The 16,227-nt window shown below is 44.2% G+C and carries 11 protein-coding genes; 5 read left to right on the top strand and 6 right to left on the bottom strand.

All coding sequences use genetic code 11. The features are described 5' to 3' along the window. Window positions 1-20: 20 nt before the first annotated feature. Together R7Q11_RS07720 and R7Q11_RS07715 are read left to right on the top strand one after the other, a co-directional pair. The gene (locus R7Q11_RS07720) at window positions 21-1,349 is read left to right on the top strand and encodes a sphingomyelin phosphodiesterase (protein WP_042522087.1); all 1,329 of its coding nucleotides are present in this window, start codon (window positions 21-23) and stop codon (window positions 1,347-1,349) included. Beyond that, window positions 1,346-2,302: an ATP-dependent dsDNA exonuclease gene (locus R7Q11_RS07715; protein WP_206969721.1), complete on the top strand. Its 957-nt coding sequence runs from the start codon at window positions 1,346-1,348 to the stop codon at window positions 2,300-2,302. The genes R7Q11_RS07720 and R7Q11_RS07715 overlap by 4 nt, the downstream gene beginning before the upstream one ends. Window positions 2,303-2,386: 84 nt before the next feature. Here the strand turns inward: R7Q11_RS07715 and trpS are convergent, their stop codons facing one another. Next, window positions 2,387-3,409: a tryptophan--tRNA ligase gene (gene trpS / locus R7Q11_RS07710; protein ID WP_053303220.1), complete on the bottom strand. Its 1,023-nt coding sequence runs from the start codon at window positions 3,407-3,409 to the stop codon at window positions 2,387-2,389. 601 nt (window positions 3,410-4,010) lie between these two features. Here trpS and R7Q11_RS07705 point away from each other — a divergent pair. Then, window positions 4,011-4,967: an AEC family transporter gene (locus R7Q11_RS07705; protein WP_005388415.1), complete on the top strand. Its 957-nt coding sequence runs from the start codon at window positions 4,011-4,013 to the stop codon at window positions 4,965-4,967. A 44-nt stretch (window positions 4,968-5,011) separates the two neighbouring features. On the opposite strand, the gene R7Q11_RS07700 is transcribed toward R7Q11_RS07705, so the two are convergent. The 4 genes from R7Q11_RS07700 to R7Q11_RS07685 form a co-directional block, all read right to left on the bottom strand. Then, window positions 5,012-5,467, bottom strand: a complete 456-nt coding sequence (locus tag R7Q11_RS07700) for a MarR family winged helix-turn-helix transcriptional regulator (RefSeq protein ID WP_017820057.1) — start codon at window positions 5,465-5,467, stop codon at window positions 5,012-5,014. A 187-nt stretch (window positions 5,468-5,654) separates the two neighbouring features. Further along, window positions 5,655-8,816: an efflux RND transporter permease subunit gene (locus R7Q11_RS07695; RefSeq protein WP_005378264.1), complete on the bottom strand. Its 3,162-nt coding sequence runs from the start codon at window positions 8,814-8,816 to the stop codon at window positions 5,655-5,657. Window positions 8,817-8,818: 2 nt separating this feature from the next. Beyond that, window positions 8,819-9,958, bottom strand: coding sequence for an efflux RND transporter periplasmic adaptor subunit (locus R7Q11_RS07690; RefSeq protein WP_005388411.1), 1,140 nt, complete (start codon window positions 9,956-9,958; stop codon window positions 8,819-8,821). 465 nt (window positions 9,959-10,423) lie between these two features. After that, on the bottom strand, window positions 10,424-12,061 hold the full coding sequence (locus R7Q11_RS07685) for a methyl-accepting chemotaxis protein (RefSeq protein ID WP_005378266.1): 1,638 nt from the start codon (window positions 12,059-12,061) through the stop codon (window positions 10,424-10,426). 774 nt (window positions 12,062-12,835) lie between these two features. Here R7Q11_RS07685 and R7Q11_RS07680 point away from each other — a divergent pair. Next, window positions 12,836-13,825, top strand: a complete 990-nt coding sequence (locus tag R7Q11_RS07680; RefSeq protein ID WP_017820055.1) for a Solitary outer membrane autotransporter beta-barrel domain — start codon at window positions 12,836-12,838, stop codon at window positions 13,823-13,825. Window positions 13,826-13,830: 5 nt separating this feature from the next. Here R7Q11_RS07680 and R7Q11_RS07675 read toward each other — a convergent pair whose 3' ends face one another. Next, on the bottom strand, window positions 13,831-14,079 hold the full coding sequence (locus R7Q11_RS07675) for a hypothetical protein (protein WP_005378271.1): 249 nt from the start codon (window positions 14,077-14,079) through the stop codon (window positions 13,831-13,833). 816 nt (window positions 14,080-14,895) lie between these two features. On the opposite strand from R7Q11_RS07675, the gene R7Q11_RS07670 reads away from it, so the two are divergent. Further along, entirely contained in the window at window positions 14,896-16,227 is a 1,332-nt protein-coding gene (locus R7Q11_RS07670; RefSeq protein ID WP_005388402.1) for a cytochrome ubiquinol oxidase subunit I, read from the top strand.

Below are 16,227 nucleotides of genomic sequence, written 5' to 3'. Positions count from 1 at the left end.
TCAAATGATGGAAAAATAAGATGAAATTTTCGCAGTGGAGCCTTTTAGTAAGTAGCTTGATAGCGTTACCCAGCATTGCAGATACCGACGTTTACCTAACGAATAACTCTGATCAACCGTTAACTATTCAAGTAAAACATGAAGGCAGTGATTTGCTTCAATACGGAGAAGAGTGGCAACAACATGTGCAGGTACTTGGTCCGTGGGAAACTAAATCTGTATTAAGCTTCAACCGCTGGGAGGGCGTGAAATCAAATCAAACTTACCGTTTTGAAACTGTGGTTTCTAGCCCCGAAGGTGAAAGCATAACACTCAATCAAATAATGGAAGGCCATTGGTACAATTCGACCATTGAATACGGCTTGTCCGCAGCCGATGTCGAGTTATCTCTCAAAGATGATCGTAACATTCATCGTGCCAACACTAACGCTTTTGGTGCGAGAGAAACCGAACTGGCATTTAAGTCAGACAGTACCGCTCGATATGATGATCTTTACTACACCATCACGCCAAGCAAGGTAGCGGAATCTGTCGACAACGAAGAACAAAACCTTAAGTTGATGACTTATAACATCTGGGCGTTGACGGCTATTGCATCGCACATTGGAGATCGTTACGAACTGATTCCTCAACATGTAAAAGGTTACGATGTTTTGGCACTGCAAGAGGTGTTTGCCAGCGGCCGTGAAGCATTCTTACGTGAGTTAGCCAAGGAATATCCTTACCAAACAAAGATGTTAGATAAAGAAGGCGTTAATATTCATGATGGTGGCGTAATCATAGTTAGTCGCTACCCTATCGTGAATGAAGCGCAATATGTCTTTCCCGATTGCTCTGGTACAGACTGCTTTGCCGATAAAGGCGTAAATTATGCGGAAATAATTAAAGGTGGTCAGGCTTATCATGTGTTTGCTACCCATACCGCATCTTTCGATACAGACACCGCCCGTGAGTATCGTCAGCGCCAGTTCAAACAAATCCGCACACTCGCCCAATCTCTTAACATTCCTTCAAGCGAAACTGTGGTATACAGCGGCGACTTTAACGTAAACAAAAGAAAGTTTCCTGGTGACTACCAACAAATGATCGCTAACTTAAGTGCCATAGAGCCTCACTACTCTGGTTACACGGAGTCAACCTTTGATCCCCGTATCAATAACTTCGCAGGTGAAGCGTTATCAGGTGGCGAAAACGTGGAATACCTTGACTATGTTATGGTGAGTAGTGAATACGGGGTGAAATCATTCAATGACAACCGTGTAGACGTACCGCGCACAACCGCAGAGAGTTTATGGAAACACTACAACCTTTCTGACCATTTCCCAGTAAGCGCAACAATCAAGCCATGAAGAAAATCGCTTTGATAATCATGTCCGCCATTATGGCGGGCATGATATTTTTAACTTTCAGTCACGATGTTCAAAAAGAAGAGCTCGCTTCCTCTCCTTCCCCTAAGACAAAAAATCAGAATGTCTCCAGTACATCACCACAAACAAGCAGCATCGTGCCCGATACAGATACTTCACCACAAACCGCTAAGCTCCCTTCCACAGTTCAAATAACGACTGAGCGATTAACTCAACTCAAAGGCAGGAAACTTGTCGCCGAACTTGAGACGTTTTGGCAAGAGTGTATGTTGAACCGTAGTTGTGAAGAGCAGGTCGCCTTGTTTGAGGCGCATTTATCTTCAGCTCGATTCCAGCTTTTGGCGAACTACCCTCAGCTCAGCAGCCAATGGCAAGAGAGTGTAGGAAATTTGTTATTTGATGAGCAACAATCACTGGCGTCGCGTATTGCACAGCTGAAGAACGAAGCAAGGAGCATCTGGGGAGAATTGGCTGATGTTGTTTTCGCGGATGAGTTCGCGCTGTACGATTTCAATTTAGAAGCCCAAAAGCTGGACACTCAAAGCCCAGATAACTTTTTGCGAGCTTTCGAGCAACTCACCATTGACTGGCAAGAACATGCAGATGCTATCGGGCTAACAAGCAACCAGGAAAAATATGAGCGTGCGGTCACCCTGATTCCTAATAGTATGAGCCTACCAGATCGCTTGGCGATCATCGCAGAGCTAGAACGAACTTACTTAACGAAAGAAGAAAGTAAAAACATTCATGCTCGTCAGCAGCAAATTACAGAGCAAAAAAAACAAGTCAAAGATTACCAACAAGCATTACAACAACTTGAGTCCAAGCTAAGAACGCAAAGAGCCTCTAGCCATTCACATTTGTCAGAACCGGAATGGCAAAGCTATTACCAACAAGAAGTCGCGGATTTTCGTCGTGAATTTTTTTCTTCTTAACAATGCGCTTTGACTGACTGGGAACTTAAAAAGGCACGTTGCTAACCAGTCGTCGTGCCTTATGTTCAACTCTCTACTTTTAATTCAGAACAAATTTAAACCAAATACATCTTTCACATCAAATAGCACTTTTTCGGTTTTCTCGCGAGAACGCTCACTACCTTGTTTTAAAATATCAATCAGCTGCGCTTTATCATTCAAATACATAGCGCGCTTTTCTCGAATAGGGCGAAGCATCTCTTGTAAGCATTCTTCTAACACTTTCTTGGTCAAACCATCACCTAACCCACCTCGTCGATAATGGTCTTTTAGCTGTTCGACATAATTTTTATCAGGATGAAAAGCATCGAGGTAGATGAATACAATATTCCCTTCGACTTGGCCAGGGTCCTCAATTTTCAGATGATTGGGATCGGTATACATAGATTTCACCGCCGCAGAAATCTCCTTTTCAGACGTCCCTAGGTTGATTGCATTCCCCATGCTTTTAGACATCTTATTTTTGCCATCAGTACTCGGCAAACGAGGTGCATCACTAAGTAATGGACGGCATTCCCTAAGAACCTCTTTTCCACCCAGGTGGTTTATTTTTCTCACGATTTCATTAGTTTGCTCTAACATCGGCAGCTGGTCATCACCCACTGGTACTAGCGTCGCATGAAACCCCGTAATATCAGCAGCTTGAGAAATTGGATACGTTAAAAAGCCTGCGGGAATAGAGCGTTCAAAGCCTTTACTTTGAATCTCATTTTTAACCGTGGGGTTTCGCTCTAATCGTGCGATAGAAACAAGATTACTGTAATACATTGTCAACTCGGCTAACGCTGGAATTTGAGACTGCAACGTGATCGTAGTTTGAGCGGGGTTGATACCAACAGCCAAATAATCTGCAACGACATTGAGAATATTAGAGGATACCTTTGATGGGTTATGCGCGTTATCCGTCAGCCCTTGCATGTCCGCAACCAAGATCGTTTGCTCGTGCTCCGTTTGCAATTTGACTCGTTGTTGCAATGAACCAATATAGTGCCCGAGGTGTAATGGACCTGTTGCTCGATCTCCGGTAAGTATAATTTCACGCTGAGATGTATTTTTATGGGTATTCATATTTGTCTCCAAGTAATTAATAGATCGCTACTGGAGATAAAAAGATCAAACACTCTTAGCTACCATCCAGCAGCTTAAGAATGTAAGTATTCCGCGCCGCTCTATTTAGAGCGCCACCAAGAGAAGGTTGTTAATGAAGGGCGAACGTGTATTTTCATGTTTTTTAAACTAACAGCACATACCGCAGAACTCAATCTGTTTTGTACTGAATTAGAGTGAGTGTTCCAACAGCCAATTAAGAGGATTACATTGGTAAAGACATCGCAATGACCAAAACCGCACCAAATACCGAACCAGAGACAAACGCACACAGTACAGTTTTGTTGTGTTTCCTTTTCATTGATGAACTCCTATCCATAACTACGATGACCAGCCCTCACATCTAATACGCATGTGGATGCATCACGACAACGAGTTAATCAACATATCGCACGTAGGACCAGTACCGCTTTGTTAAATTGGGACCTCGTCCATAACTTGGAGTGTAAATGACTCCGGAACCTACAACAGAAGAAAATTTCATCACGTTACTGTCCTACCCTCCGGGTTTGTGGCTTAATAGGCAACAGGAACACTTTTTTCTTTTGCTGCGGATACTTACATGGAAGCTGTTTTACATCAGTTGCAATTCTCTTTGTCGATAACCGGACCTATCTGTTTGATGTTGGTACTTGGCGTTCTTTTTAAGCGCTTTGGTCTAATCAACGATAATTTTATCGAAGTAGGCTCTAAACTGGTGTTTCAAGTTACCTTGCCTGCAATGTTATTTGTCAGCATTGTGGCTTCAGAACACGACTTTTCCGCGGCAAGTGGATTCGTCAATTTCGGCGTCATCGCTAGTATTTCGTTTTTCATTTTCACCTATCTTTCCGTCAAACTTCTATTCAAAGCATCGCCTGACCAAGGCGTTCTCATCCAAGGTGGGTTCCGAGCAAATACAGGTATTATTGGTATCGCTTACGTTGCCAATGCGTATGGTTCTCAAGGTGTGGCGTTAGCGGCTCTCTATGTCGCGGTCACCACATTTATTTATAACGTCCAAGCGGTAATTTGCTTATCTCCCAAAGGAGCAACGTCTGCCTCGCAAGCAGCAAAGATGATGGGCCGAACACTGACTAGGAATCCACTCATAATCTCCATTGTTCTAGGAATGGCTTTTTATTTACTCGCTATTCCAGTACCGAATGTGGTTATTGACGCAGGAGACTACTTGTCCAAAATGACATTGCCTTTGGCGCTGTTGTGTACGGGTGGCTCACTTGACTTTAGCTTGATGAGAAAAGAGAAAGGTCCATCTTGGTTTGCGAGCAGTTACAAGCTCATCGTAGCGCCAGTCATCATCACCATGGGAGCTTACTTAGTAGGATTTCGAGGAATTGAGCTAGGTATTCTTTTCTTTATGAACGCCTCTCCAGTCGCTGCTGCCAGCTATGTCATGGCGCGCTCCATGGGAGGCAATGCCACGTTAGCTGCAAATATCATCGCACTCACTACGGTGCTTTCTACCGTGACCTGTACGTTGGGCATCCTATTTCTTAAGTTCTACAACTTAATATAATTGGCCAGCGATAAAATAAAGACGCTAGACGGCATTGATGTAAGTTACTGGTCGTGATTCGCAAAAGTGAGCTTTCTTACCAGACGAAAAAATTCAGTCGCTTCAGATTCCGACAAACAAGAAAAAAACTCTTTCTGTAAATTCGTCATGATTTGATGAACTTGCTTTAAAGCATTTGCCCCCTCTTTTGTCATGCTTAGCATTTTAAGGCGCTGATTCGATTTACTTTTAGAAACTTGAACAAACCCTCTCTTTTCCAGATTGTCCACCATCCGCTTTGCTACACTTCGCTCAGTTCGAACCGCATCAGCTAACGCTTGCTGGCTCATAGGCTGAAATTCTTCTAAAGCGGCCAGTGCACTTGCCATTTCTAGTGTCATCAAATTTTGCCGAGAGAGCTCAGCTTGGGCACGATTGCGGTACATGCGCTGCATCACACCACAAACAAACATAGGGCTTTGATCCAAAACGGAAATTGGGGAAACTTTCTGATCTTTCATCGTCGTTTTTCTTCTTTAGGCTTCCATTCGGTCGAAAAGGCTGTGCTGATACTGCACACAACACGCCGTCTTTCAGGCTCGCGTCATAGACGGTAACCACCAAGTGAAAACATAAAATAAAGAGCGCCGAAGCGCCCTTTAATCGTGTTTATTATCACTAGTATAACTCAGTTAAAACAACCAAGTCCTACTCGCTTTGCTGAGTGGGTTTAGTGCTGGTCTCAGACAACTCTGCCTCCGACTCTTTTCTCGCACGTCGATCAAACAATCGCTCAACCACTACAAAGAAGATTGGGACGAAGAATATACCCAATATCGTGGCACTGATCATGCCACCAAGCACGCCGGTACCCACTGCGTTTTGACCTGCTGATCCCACACCTGAACTAATAGCTAGTGGTACCACACCCAAACCAAAAGCAAGCGATGTCATGATAATTGGGCGCAGACGAACGCGAACAGCATGTAAGGTTGCTTCGATAAGCCCAGCGCCTTTCTCATAGTAGTCCTTTGCAAACTCAACAATCAGAATGGCGTTTTTGGTTGCCAAGCCGACCGTCGTTAATAAGCTCACCTGGAAGAACACATCGTTATCCATACTGCGCGTCATTACCGCAAGCACAGCACCAAGCACACCAAGAGGAACAACTAACACCACGGCGAAAGGTACTGACCAACTTTCATACAAAGCGGCAAGAACTAAGAATACGACGAGGATAGATAGCGCATATAGCATCGGCGCTTGGTTTCCGGAAAGGCGCTCTTCATACGAAATACCATTCCAGTTCACCGTGAAGCCTTCCGGTAGCTTTTCTACCATTGCTTCAATTTCTTCCATGGCTTCACCAGTACTTACACCAGGAGCTGCACCGCCTTGAATATTCATTGCTGGCAAACCATCAAAGCGCTGCAAAAGAGGAGACCCATAGGTCCACTCGCCACTCGCAAAAGCAGAGAAAGGCACCATCTCTCCTTTAGCGTTGCGTACGTACCATGAATCGAAGTCTTTTGGCTGCATGCGGTATTCCGCATCACTTTGCACCATCACTTTCTTCACACGACCGCGGTCAATATAATCGTTAATGTAAGCCCCGCCCCATGCAGCTGACAGGATTTGGTTTACGTCATTGATACTGACATCCAAAGCACGAAGTTTGACGTGGTCAATGTTCACTTTGTACATTGGCGCATCTGCCTGACCGTTTGGACGAACACCAACAAGTTTCGGGTTTTGTGCTGCCATGCCCAGAAGTTGCCCTTGAGCCGCAACTAATGCATCGTGCCCTTTATTCAACGAGTCTTGGAGATAGAAATCGAAACCTGTCGAGTTACCTAGCTCTTGAATCGCTGGAGGGGCGAACGCAAACACCAAAGCTTCTTTAATAGTAGAGAAGTACCCCATCGCTCGGCCCGTAATGGAAGCGGCATCGGCGCCTGGCGCTTCACGCTCAGACCAATCTTTCAGGCCGATAAATGCCATACCCATATTTTGGCCTTGGCCTGCGAAACTAAATCCAGCAACGGAGAAGACAGATTTTACATTGTCTTTTTCGTCTACTAGATAAAAGTCACGCATTTTCTCAAGTGTTTTTTCCGTCTGCTCTTGTGTTGAGTTAGGCGGCAAAATAGCCATTGAGAATACTGTGCCTTGGTCTTCATCTGGCAAAAATGACGTTGGAAGGTTCATAAATAACCAGCCAGCACCTGCACTCATTGCCAAAAATACAACCAACATGCGACCTGTGCGTTTTAAAAGTTTAGCAACACCGGTTTCATAGCCAGCTGTCATCGCATCAAACTTGCGGTTAAACCAGCCAAAGAAGCCTTTCTTTTCTAGAAGCTCAGCATCGCCTTTTTTCAGTAATGTTGCACATAATGCTGGAGTCAGAATTATCGCAACCAAAACGGAAAGCGTCATAGCCGCCACAATAGTTATTGAAAACTGACGGTAAATAACCCCGGTAGAACCAGACATAAACGCCATAGGGACGAATACCGCTGAAAGCGTCAACCCCACACCAATCAGGGCACCAGTGATCTGCCCCATCGATTTTTTGGTCGCTTCTTTGGGCTCCAACCCATCTTCATGCATCACACGCTCGACGTTTTCCACCACAACGATGGCATCATCCACCAGCAAACCGATAGCCAGAACCATCGCGAACATGGTTAACGTGTTTACGCTAAATCCAGTCGCGTACAAAATAGCGAAGGTTCCGAGCAATACGACAGGCACTGCGATCGTTGGAATGATCGTCGCACGGAAGTTCTGCAAGAACAGGTACATGATTAAGAACACAAGAAGAATAGCTTCTAATAGCGTTTTAACCACTTCTTGAATCGAGGCTTTGACGAATGGCGTTGTTTCAAATGGGTACGCAATCTGCAACCCTTCTGGGAACGTTGCACTCAGTTGTTCTAAGCGCTCTTTTACCGCATTGGCTGTCTCAAGCGCGTTTGCGCCAGTACCTAATGAAATACCTAACCCCGACGCTGGGAAGCCATTATATTGGCCTCGAATATCATAACTTTCTGCACCACGCTCAACGCGAGCTACATCTTTCAAATAAACATTCGAACCACTGGCGTCGGACTTAAGAATGATGTCTTGGAACTCTTCTACACTGCTCAAACGACTTGCAGAAGAAATCGTAGCATTCAACAACTGACCTTCCTGCGCAGGTGCCGCACCCAGTTGACCTGAAGAAACTTGCGCGTTCTGTTCACTGATCGCGTTCGCTACATCGATTGCGGTCAAGTTGAACTGCGTAAGCTTAAATGGATCCAGCCAAACTCGCATCGCATACTGCGCACCAAACGCCTGCACTTGTCCTACGCCAGTTACACGACTTATCGGGTCTTGAATATTCGTTACAACAAAGTCGCCGATATCGTTTTCTGTAAAGTCAGGATCTTCAGAATAAACTGCGACAACCATGAGAAATGCCGTATTGGATTTATTGACGACAATACCTTGGTTTTGTACCTCCATCGGCAATGAAGTCAATGCCAATTGCAGTTTGTTCTGCACCTGTACTTGCGCGATATCAGGATCAGCTTCGCTATCAAACGTCAGGGTAATTGTCGCATTACCAAATGCATCACTGCTCGATGATAGGTAGCGAAGGTAATCTAATCCCGTCATGTTTTGCTCGATAACTTGCGTTACCGAGTCTTCAACGGTTTTTGCTGATGCACCTGGATAGCGAGCACTGATGGTGATCGTCGTCGGTGAAATCGTTGGGTATTGAGAGACGGGTAAATTGAATAATGACATTACCCCCGCCAACATCGTTAGAATCGCGAGAACCCAAGCAAATACCGGACGATCGATAAAAAATCGTGCCATGATTACTCCTGTTCACCGTTTTGGATAGTTACCGAACTGCCTGGCCCTACCTTTTGTAAACCGGCGGTAATGACTTTATCACCCGCGTTCAAACCATCAATAATGCGCCATTGGCTATTGATCGCTTCAGCAGTCTTCACTGGTTTCGCTTCCACTTTGTTCTCGCCATTAACCGTCATCACTGTCGCTTTACCTGTCGCATCACGAGATACCGTATTTTGTGGTATTAGAATCGCATCAGGGTCGACACCAGTAATGACCGTCGCACGAACAAACATTCCAGGTAGCAACAAACCGTCAGGGTTTGGGAATTCGGCACGAAGCGTCACGCTGCCCGTACTTTCGTTCACATTGACCTCAGTAAATTTCATTGTGCCTTTGTGTTCGTAAGTGCTGCCATCTTCAAGCATCAATGTAACTTGCGCAGAGTCATCTTCTTGCATATGGCCTTGGGAGAGTGATGCTTTCAAACGCAGCAGTTGCGCGGATGATTGCACAATATCAACATTGATAGGGTCAAGCTGCTGAATGGTCGCTAATTTGGCAGCTTGGTTAGCCGTAACCAACGCACCCGCTGTCACACTCGATTTACCGATCACCCCGCTAATCGGAGCTTTGACTTGCGTATAATCTAAGTTGATTTTTGCTGTGTTGATCTTGGCTTTTGCGACTAGGACCTGCGCTTTCGCTTCTTTGTATGCCGCTTCTGCTTCATCCAAGTCTTGTTGGCTGATGGATTTTTTGGTGATCAAGGTTCTGTAACGCTTCACCGTGGCATAGGTCGACTCTGCCGCAGCTTGCGCACGGATTAATTCCGCTTCAGCGCTCAGCAAATCCGCCTGAAATGATGAATCATCAATTTGATATAGCGACTGCCCTCGTTCAACAAGGCCACCTTCAACAAAATTTCGCTCCGAAATAATGCCAGTGACTTGCGGACGAACTTCCGCTTCTTTGAATGCTCGGCTACGACCCGGCAACTCTACTGTCAATGCTTGGCGCGTTGGCTGCACTGTTAACACTTCTACTTCGGTTGCGGGCGCAGGCCCCCCACCTTGGCTCGATCCTTCTTCGCTAGGTTGACATCCAACCACAAAAAGGCTCGACGCAATCAGCAGAGATAGCGTGGTTTTACGTCTCATGAATTTTTCTCTCTTATCTACCGACAAGCCTTCAAGATTCCTTATTAAAAGCTTCTAGAATGACTTAATAATGACTAATGGATGTATATCCAGAACAAATTAATTAGGATGATAAATACCCAGTGTTGTACATACAACAAAATTTACAGTTCTATACGCTTACGAAAAACGTTTATGGTAAAGGTGTTATGAAGTTCTCAAATTTGAAGATTTTGGGTTGGAAATCACATTTTCCTGTGTGCAATTGCAATGGTTAAAAAGCAGCAAAAGTGATGATAAAAGCATCATCACGCTGTACAGAGTTTGTTACCGCTGTCTAGGGTTATTTGCCCACTCTGGTATACGAACTAAAGTGAGAAAGGAATGTAAATATAGTCGAAATTTCACAAGTCAGGTTCGCCACTTATCTAAAAAATAACCCGCTAAGAAGCGGGTTATTTCGTCAGTGAGATTGCTGTTCTCAGCTTATACTTTGAACTGACTGACCTGATGATCTAAACGTTGAGTTTGCTCTGACAACATGGCTAAAGAAGCTTGCGCTTGGTTTACGATTTCCACAATTGAAGTGCTACTGTCTGCAATGCCTTGTACGTTGCTATTTACTTCGTCACTTACTGTACTTTGCTGGCTCGCAGCCGTTGCAATGTGTGTATTCATCTCGTTCATACGTGAAATCGCGTTCAAGATTTCAGAAAGGGATTCACTCGCTCGGCCAGCGGACTTGATCGTTTCATCACTGCTATTTTGGCTACCGCGCATCACTTCTACAGCTTGTCCTGCACCAGATTGTAGCTTTTCAATCATGGTTTGGATTTCTCCCGTACTCTGTTGCGTACGACTGGCTAAAGAACGAACCTCGTCCGCTACCACAGCAAAGCCTCGCCCTTGCTCTCCAGCGCGAGCCGCTTCAATGGCTGCGTTAAGCGCTAATAAGTTTGTTTGCTCGGCAATACCACGAATTACATCCAGTACGGACGCAATGTTACTCACATCATGATCCAATGTGTTAATGACGTGGCTTGCGCTTTCGATTTCACTTGCGAGGCTGCGAATTGAGCTAACCGTTTGATCCAAAATAACATTGGTATTGGTAAGTTCATCATTCGCTGTTTGGCTCGCAACCGCGGCTTCGTTAGCGCTATCGCTTACATTTCTGCTGGTGACTTGCATTTCGTGCACTGCCGCCGCTACCGCCTCACTATCTTTTTGCTGAGAAACGGTCGAGTTCGCGATGGTCTTGGTCAACGAGCTAAGATTTGCCATTTCGTTACGTAGGGTATTTGAGCTTTCAATTACCTGAGCGACTGTCACTTGAATTTTGGACACAAACTGGTTAAATGCGTCTGCTAAATTGCCAATTTCGTCTTGTGTTTTTACATCGATTCGCTGACTTAGATCACCTTCACCGGACGCAATTTCTGTCATCGCATTTTTAATATCATTGATAGGCTTCACAACCGTTTGCAACAACAAAAACGCCATCGCAATAGCGGCCAGAATAACAATCACAATGCCCGCTTCAAGAATGAGTTCTGCTCTTGTTGCAGCCGCTGATATTTCGTCCTTCAATTGGCTTTGCTTTTCTTCTATTGCATCTTTTACAACGTTAAGCTGCGCTCTAACCTCGATAAATTGGTCTTCAAAGGTATGTTTGTGCTCATTGTAGTAACCACGCCATTGAGATTGAGGTAAACGTAGCATCGCCTCATAACTTGCTAACCATTTTTCACCCAAAGAGACAAGCGTTCGAACTTCATTACCATGTGTAGAAGGCGTCACACCGGCTTGCGATAGCTCAATCATTTGTTCCATACGCGGCAGCGCTTTGTATGCGTTGTCTTTGTATTCACCGATGTGGTGATCAATATCGGTTTGAGTATCAGAAAGAGCAACACCTTGGATTGCAGATGTAGCTTGGTAAAGATCGCGGTAAGCATCCTCAATCGTTAATAAGTTCGGCACGATCTGTTCGTTGAGTGTCTCACTCAATTCAGATTGCTTCCAACTTGTCATAACGTTTAATACAGAGCTCACAATAAACAATCCAATAATCAATGACAGCGGAATCACTATCTTCTGCTTGATCGTTAAGTTCTGGAACATGAATAGACTCTCTTTATTTATGGTATACAAACTGCCGGAAATTATATCAAACAAATAGAGTATACTATTAGGTAAAAGAGGCTATTCAACATGAAATCTAATGACTTTTTGACAAGGGTTCTAATTTCAACAATTAGTTGATTTTATACAAAATTTAACAAAGAGATCTTTTCAAAAGATGCAAATTAAAATGCTCTTTCAAAACGAAAAATATGTAACAGAAAGTGAATTAAAAGGGACCACATTTTGAAGAATAGATCGACTCAATGATTTACTGAGAACACATACAAAACACAGTTCTTGGATTGAGCACCACCGCGGAATATGCAAAGGTCCGAACATTTCTTCTAAAGCTCAAAAAAACCATTGTTTATCTGACGTATTTAAGGGTACTCCTTGATGATGTTAGTCGTGATGTTGGCAGACAGGATGCTTACAAGTTTTCGAAGTTAACCAGTAGCACAGTGAACGATTCAGATTTTCTTGAGCGCCAAGGCAATAAAAAAGTTTGCCATTTTCCTCTCAAGAGACGCATTAAAGAAAATAATGCAACCTAGTCACAAAGTCTTGCTACATCTTCAGAAAAGAATGATGTTGCTAAACAAATCTGGTGCAGCATACACATTGAAGCTAAACTCGTTTAAGGAACTTTTTCATATCAATATGAGAAAACATAGATTTCTCAAAGTTACACCGACCATTCAACGATTAAACTAATGTTAGCGTACCGGTACGTCCAAAAACTCCATGCATGAACCATTTGAAAGAGCCAAAATGTTCCAACCCAACTTCGCCTCAGTGGAGTGGCGAGTCGTTTCGCTCGCTCTCCTACTCTCTCTTCCTAACACAGCTCAAGCGGATCCACTAGATAAGGAAATTAGCAACCTTCTCCAACAACGTTTTTCTATCGCGGTTTTGCTGTCCGACACTGACGCAATTGCGTTTGGTATTGGCGACTTTGATCCGAATGCATTATTTGATACCGCCAACCCAGAGTTCGGGACTGACGAGTCAATCAATGAACGTCGAAGCAAATCCGTATATGTTCTCCCTTACACGACTAACTTTGACATAGAGGGCAGCGAGGACTTACATGAGCTGTCGTTTAAGGCATTTACGATACAAACAGAGAATGATCTCAAACTATTCGGCACAAGTAAGGATCTTCTCAAGGAAAGGACATACGGTGCATCGATTGGTTATGGGTATCTATACAAAGCAAGTGAAAACGTCACCCTTAGCACCAGAACGACGACTCACCTTATGCGTTATAAAAACTCATTCTCTACCGATAATAAACTTTCATCCATCATTGGAAGAATCCTAGACGGCCGTGCCGTTAACGTTTCAGCATGGGCGGCAATAGTTCAACCATCCATTAAAGCCAAATACACGTCTCCCACAATTTGGGGGAAATGGCATGCCAGTTCGACATTGAATTCATTCATTGGGCACAGCTGGGGAAGCGCAAATAACGGCAATATAGGCAACCCTAAAGGTTGGTACCTATCTAATGAAATCACCGGTTACTACAATATTTATCACGGTGAGCAGGCTTTATTTACCGGGATTAAAAGAGTCGACCTTTCGCATGATTTAAGCGATGAACTGGGAAGTCCGCATTACTACGAAGCTTCTATAGGATGGCTATTTTATGCACCAAAGCCCTTTGATTGGTTGGACAATTTCGGCATAGGCGTTAACTTCAACTACGGCTCGACTCTCAGAGGCGGCAGCATTCAGCTTTACTACAACAAACAATAAAGCCGTCAATACAGGAACCAGTTGGTAGCATATATAACAAGAAGAACGAGAAGACACAAAAGGAATGGCAGAGTTAGCGTCTTCGCAAACTTTTTCATGAGACTTGGGTTATCAAACACCACACCTTCCGCTTCTCTTACCCTTCGCTCTTCGTCAAAATGCCATTTAATGGCTAAGTAGGCTCCTATCCCTAATACAATAAGCTTAAAAGCTCCAGCAAAGTAAGGAAAGAAATTAGCCCAACTGTCATTCATTATCCATCTCCATCAAATTCAATATCAGCTTTGCGGTGGCAGAATCCAAAATTCATGTAGAATACCCCCCTCAAAGTCAGACTCTCTGGCTAGCGCCAGTCTACTGCTCGAGATAGCTGTCCACAACTCTCTTTACCATATCGGCATCTATTAATTATTTAATAAATAATAAGAAAGACACTAGCACACTTGCTGAAAAGTAAGTGTCAGTTTGGATTGAAACTCATCAGAAATCGAAAATGGTCCGCAGTCGACTTGTTGATCTAGTGAAAGCCGAATTACCTAGCGCCAAATCGTTCGCTAGTATAAAAATGTAGCCTATCGCACTTCTGGTCGAGTGCTAACGAACTTATGATGCATATGTCATTAGCAGTGCAATTTTAAGTTTATCAATTAGCTAAAGTTTCCCACCTTAACTGCCAGTAAGTTTGCTGTGTTTGAGATGATCTCGACATGACTAGTGTATAAATAGTATGGAGGTTCAAAGTGAAGGCAAGGCAATTTTCCTTACTAAAAATATTGTTTTTGTAATTTTATTTCAGGATTATCGAAACCATCATAAGGATAATTCGAACTAATCTTAATCCATGCTCCTTCAGTTACATTTGCTTTCTTTTACTCACTTCTCGCGACTATTAGTGGCATTTTGAGACAATTTCCTACACTCCTTTCTTTCCCTTAGTTGATATAAATCATGGTTAGAAGAAAACAGAATCACCTGTATTTCTCGATACATGAATCCAAACTGCCCGACTTTTCGTAACTAAATTACAGATAGACACGATTTTTAGTATGGCACGTTTTTGAGGAACCAAGATGTTAGATACCCTCATGCTGTCGCGGATCCAGTTCGCGGCCAATATCAGCTTTCACATTCTCTTCCCGACCATCACCATCGCGTTGGCATGGATGTTGGTGTTTTTCAAGTGGCGATATAACCGCACCCAAGCCCCCGTATGGCTCGATGTTTATTACTTCTGGGTCAAGATATTCGCTCTTACTTTCGCCTTAGGTGTAGTATCCGGCATTACGATGAGTTTCCAGTTTGGTACCAACTGGCCAGGCTTTATGGAACGAGTCGGTAACGTAGCAGGACCATTGCTCGGATACGAAGTGATGACCGCCTTCTTTATGGAAGCCACCTTCCTTGGCGTGATGCTTTTTGGACGAGGACGAGTGCCGGAATGGGTTCATACTCTCGCCACCGTTCTGGTTGCTGTTGGGACAAGTATGTCCGCGTTTTGGATTCTAGTGCTTAACAGCTGGATGCACACACCAAGTGGCTATGAAGTGATTGACGGAATTGTACATGTAACCAGTTGGAAGGAAGTTATTTTCAATCCTTCTTTACCTTACCGTCTTCTGCACACGCTATTAGCATCGGCGCTGACTGCCAGCTTCTTGATTGCGGGTATCTCAGCTTATCAAATAATGAAAAAGCCAGATCACCGCTCAGCCAAACTTGGCCTAAAAGTCGCGCTGTTCGCGGCGGCTGGATTCATCCCAATTCAAATCTTTGTCGGTGACCTTCACGGGTTAAACACGCTTGAACATCAACCTGCAAAAATCGCAGCGATGGAAGGCGTGTGGGAGACCGAGCAAGGCGCGCCTCTTCTTCTGTTTGCGATGCCAAATGAAGAAACTCGCAGCAATGATTTTGAAGTGGGCATCCCAAAGCTGGCGAGTTTGATTCTTACGCATGACTTAGATGGGGAAATCCAAGGACTTAACGAGTTTGCACCTGACCACCCGCCAGTGAAGCCCTTGTTCTTTGGTTTCCGCGTGATGGTTGGTGTTGGTGTCCTTATGTTGCTTGTTAGCTGGTATGGCGCGGTGAAGCTAGCACGTAAAAAAGCGCTACCTAAACCTTACCTGTACACGGTATTAGCCATGACGTTCTCTGGTTGGATAGCCACACTGGCGGGTTGGTATGTTACTGAGATTGGTCGACAACCTTGGTTGGTCAGCGGTGTATTGCGAACATCCGAAGCCGTCACCACGGTTGCGAGCAGTAGCGTGATGACTTCGCTCATTATGTACTTAGCCATTTATGCTGCATTGCTGGTTGCGTACATCCATACCCTATTCTATTTGGCGCGCAAAGACGTTGCAGCCCATGAAGTCCCACTGACACAACAAGAGGCCTAA

This window comes from Vibrio sp. 970 (assembly GCF_033339075.1).
The sequence above is the reverse complement of the archived record's forward strand: the minus strand, read 5'-3'. Positions and strand labels throughout refer to the sequence as shown.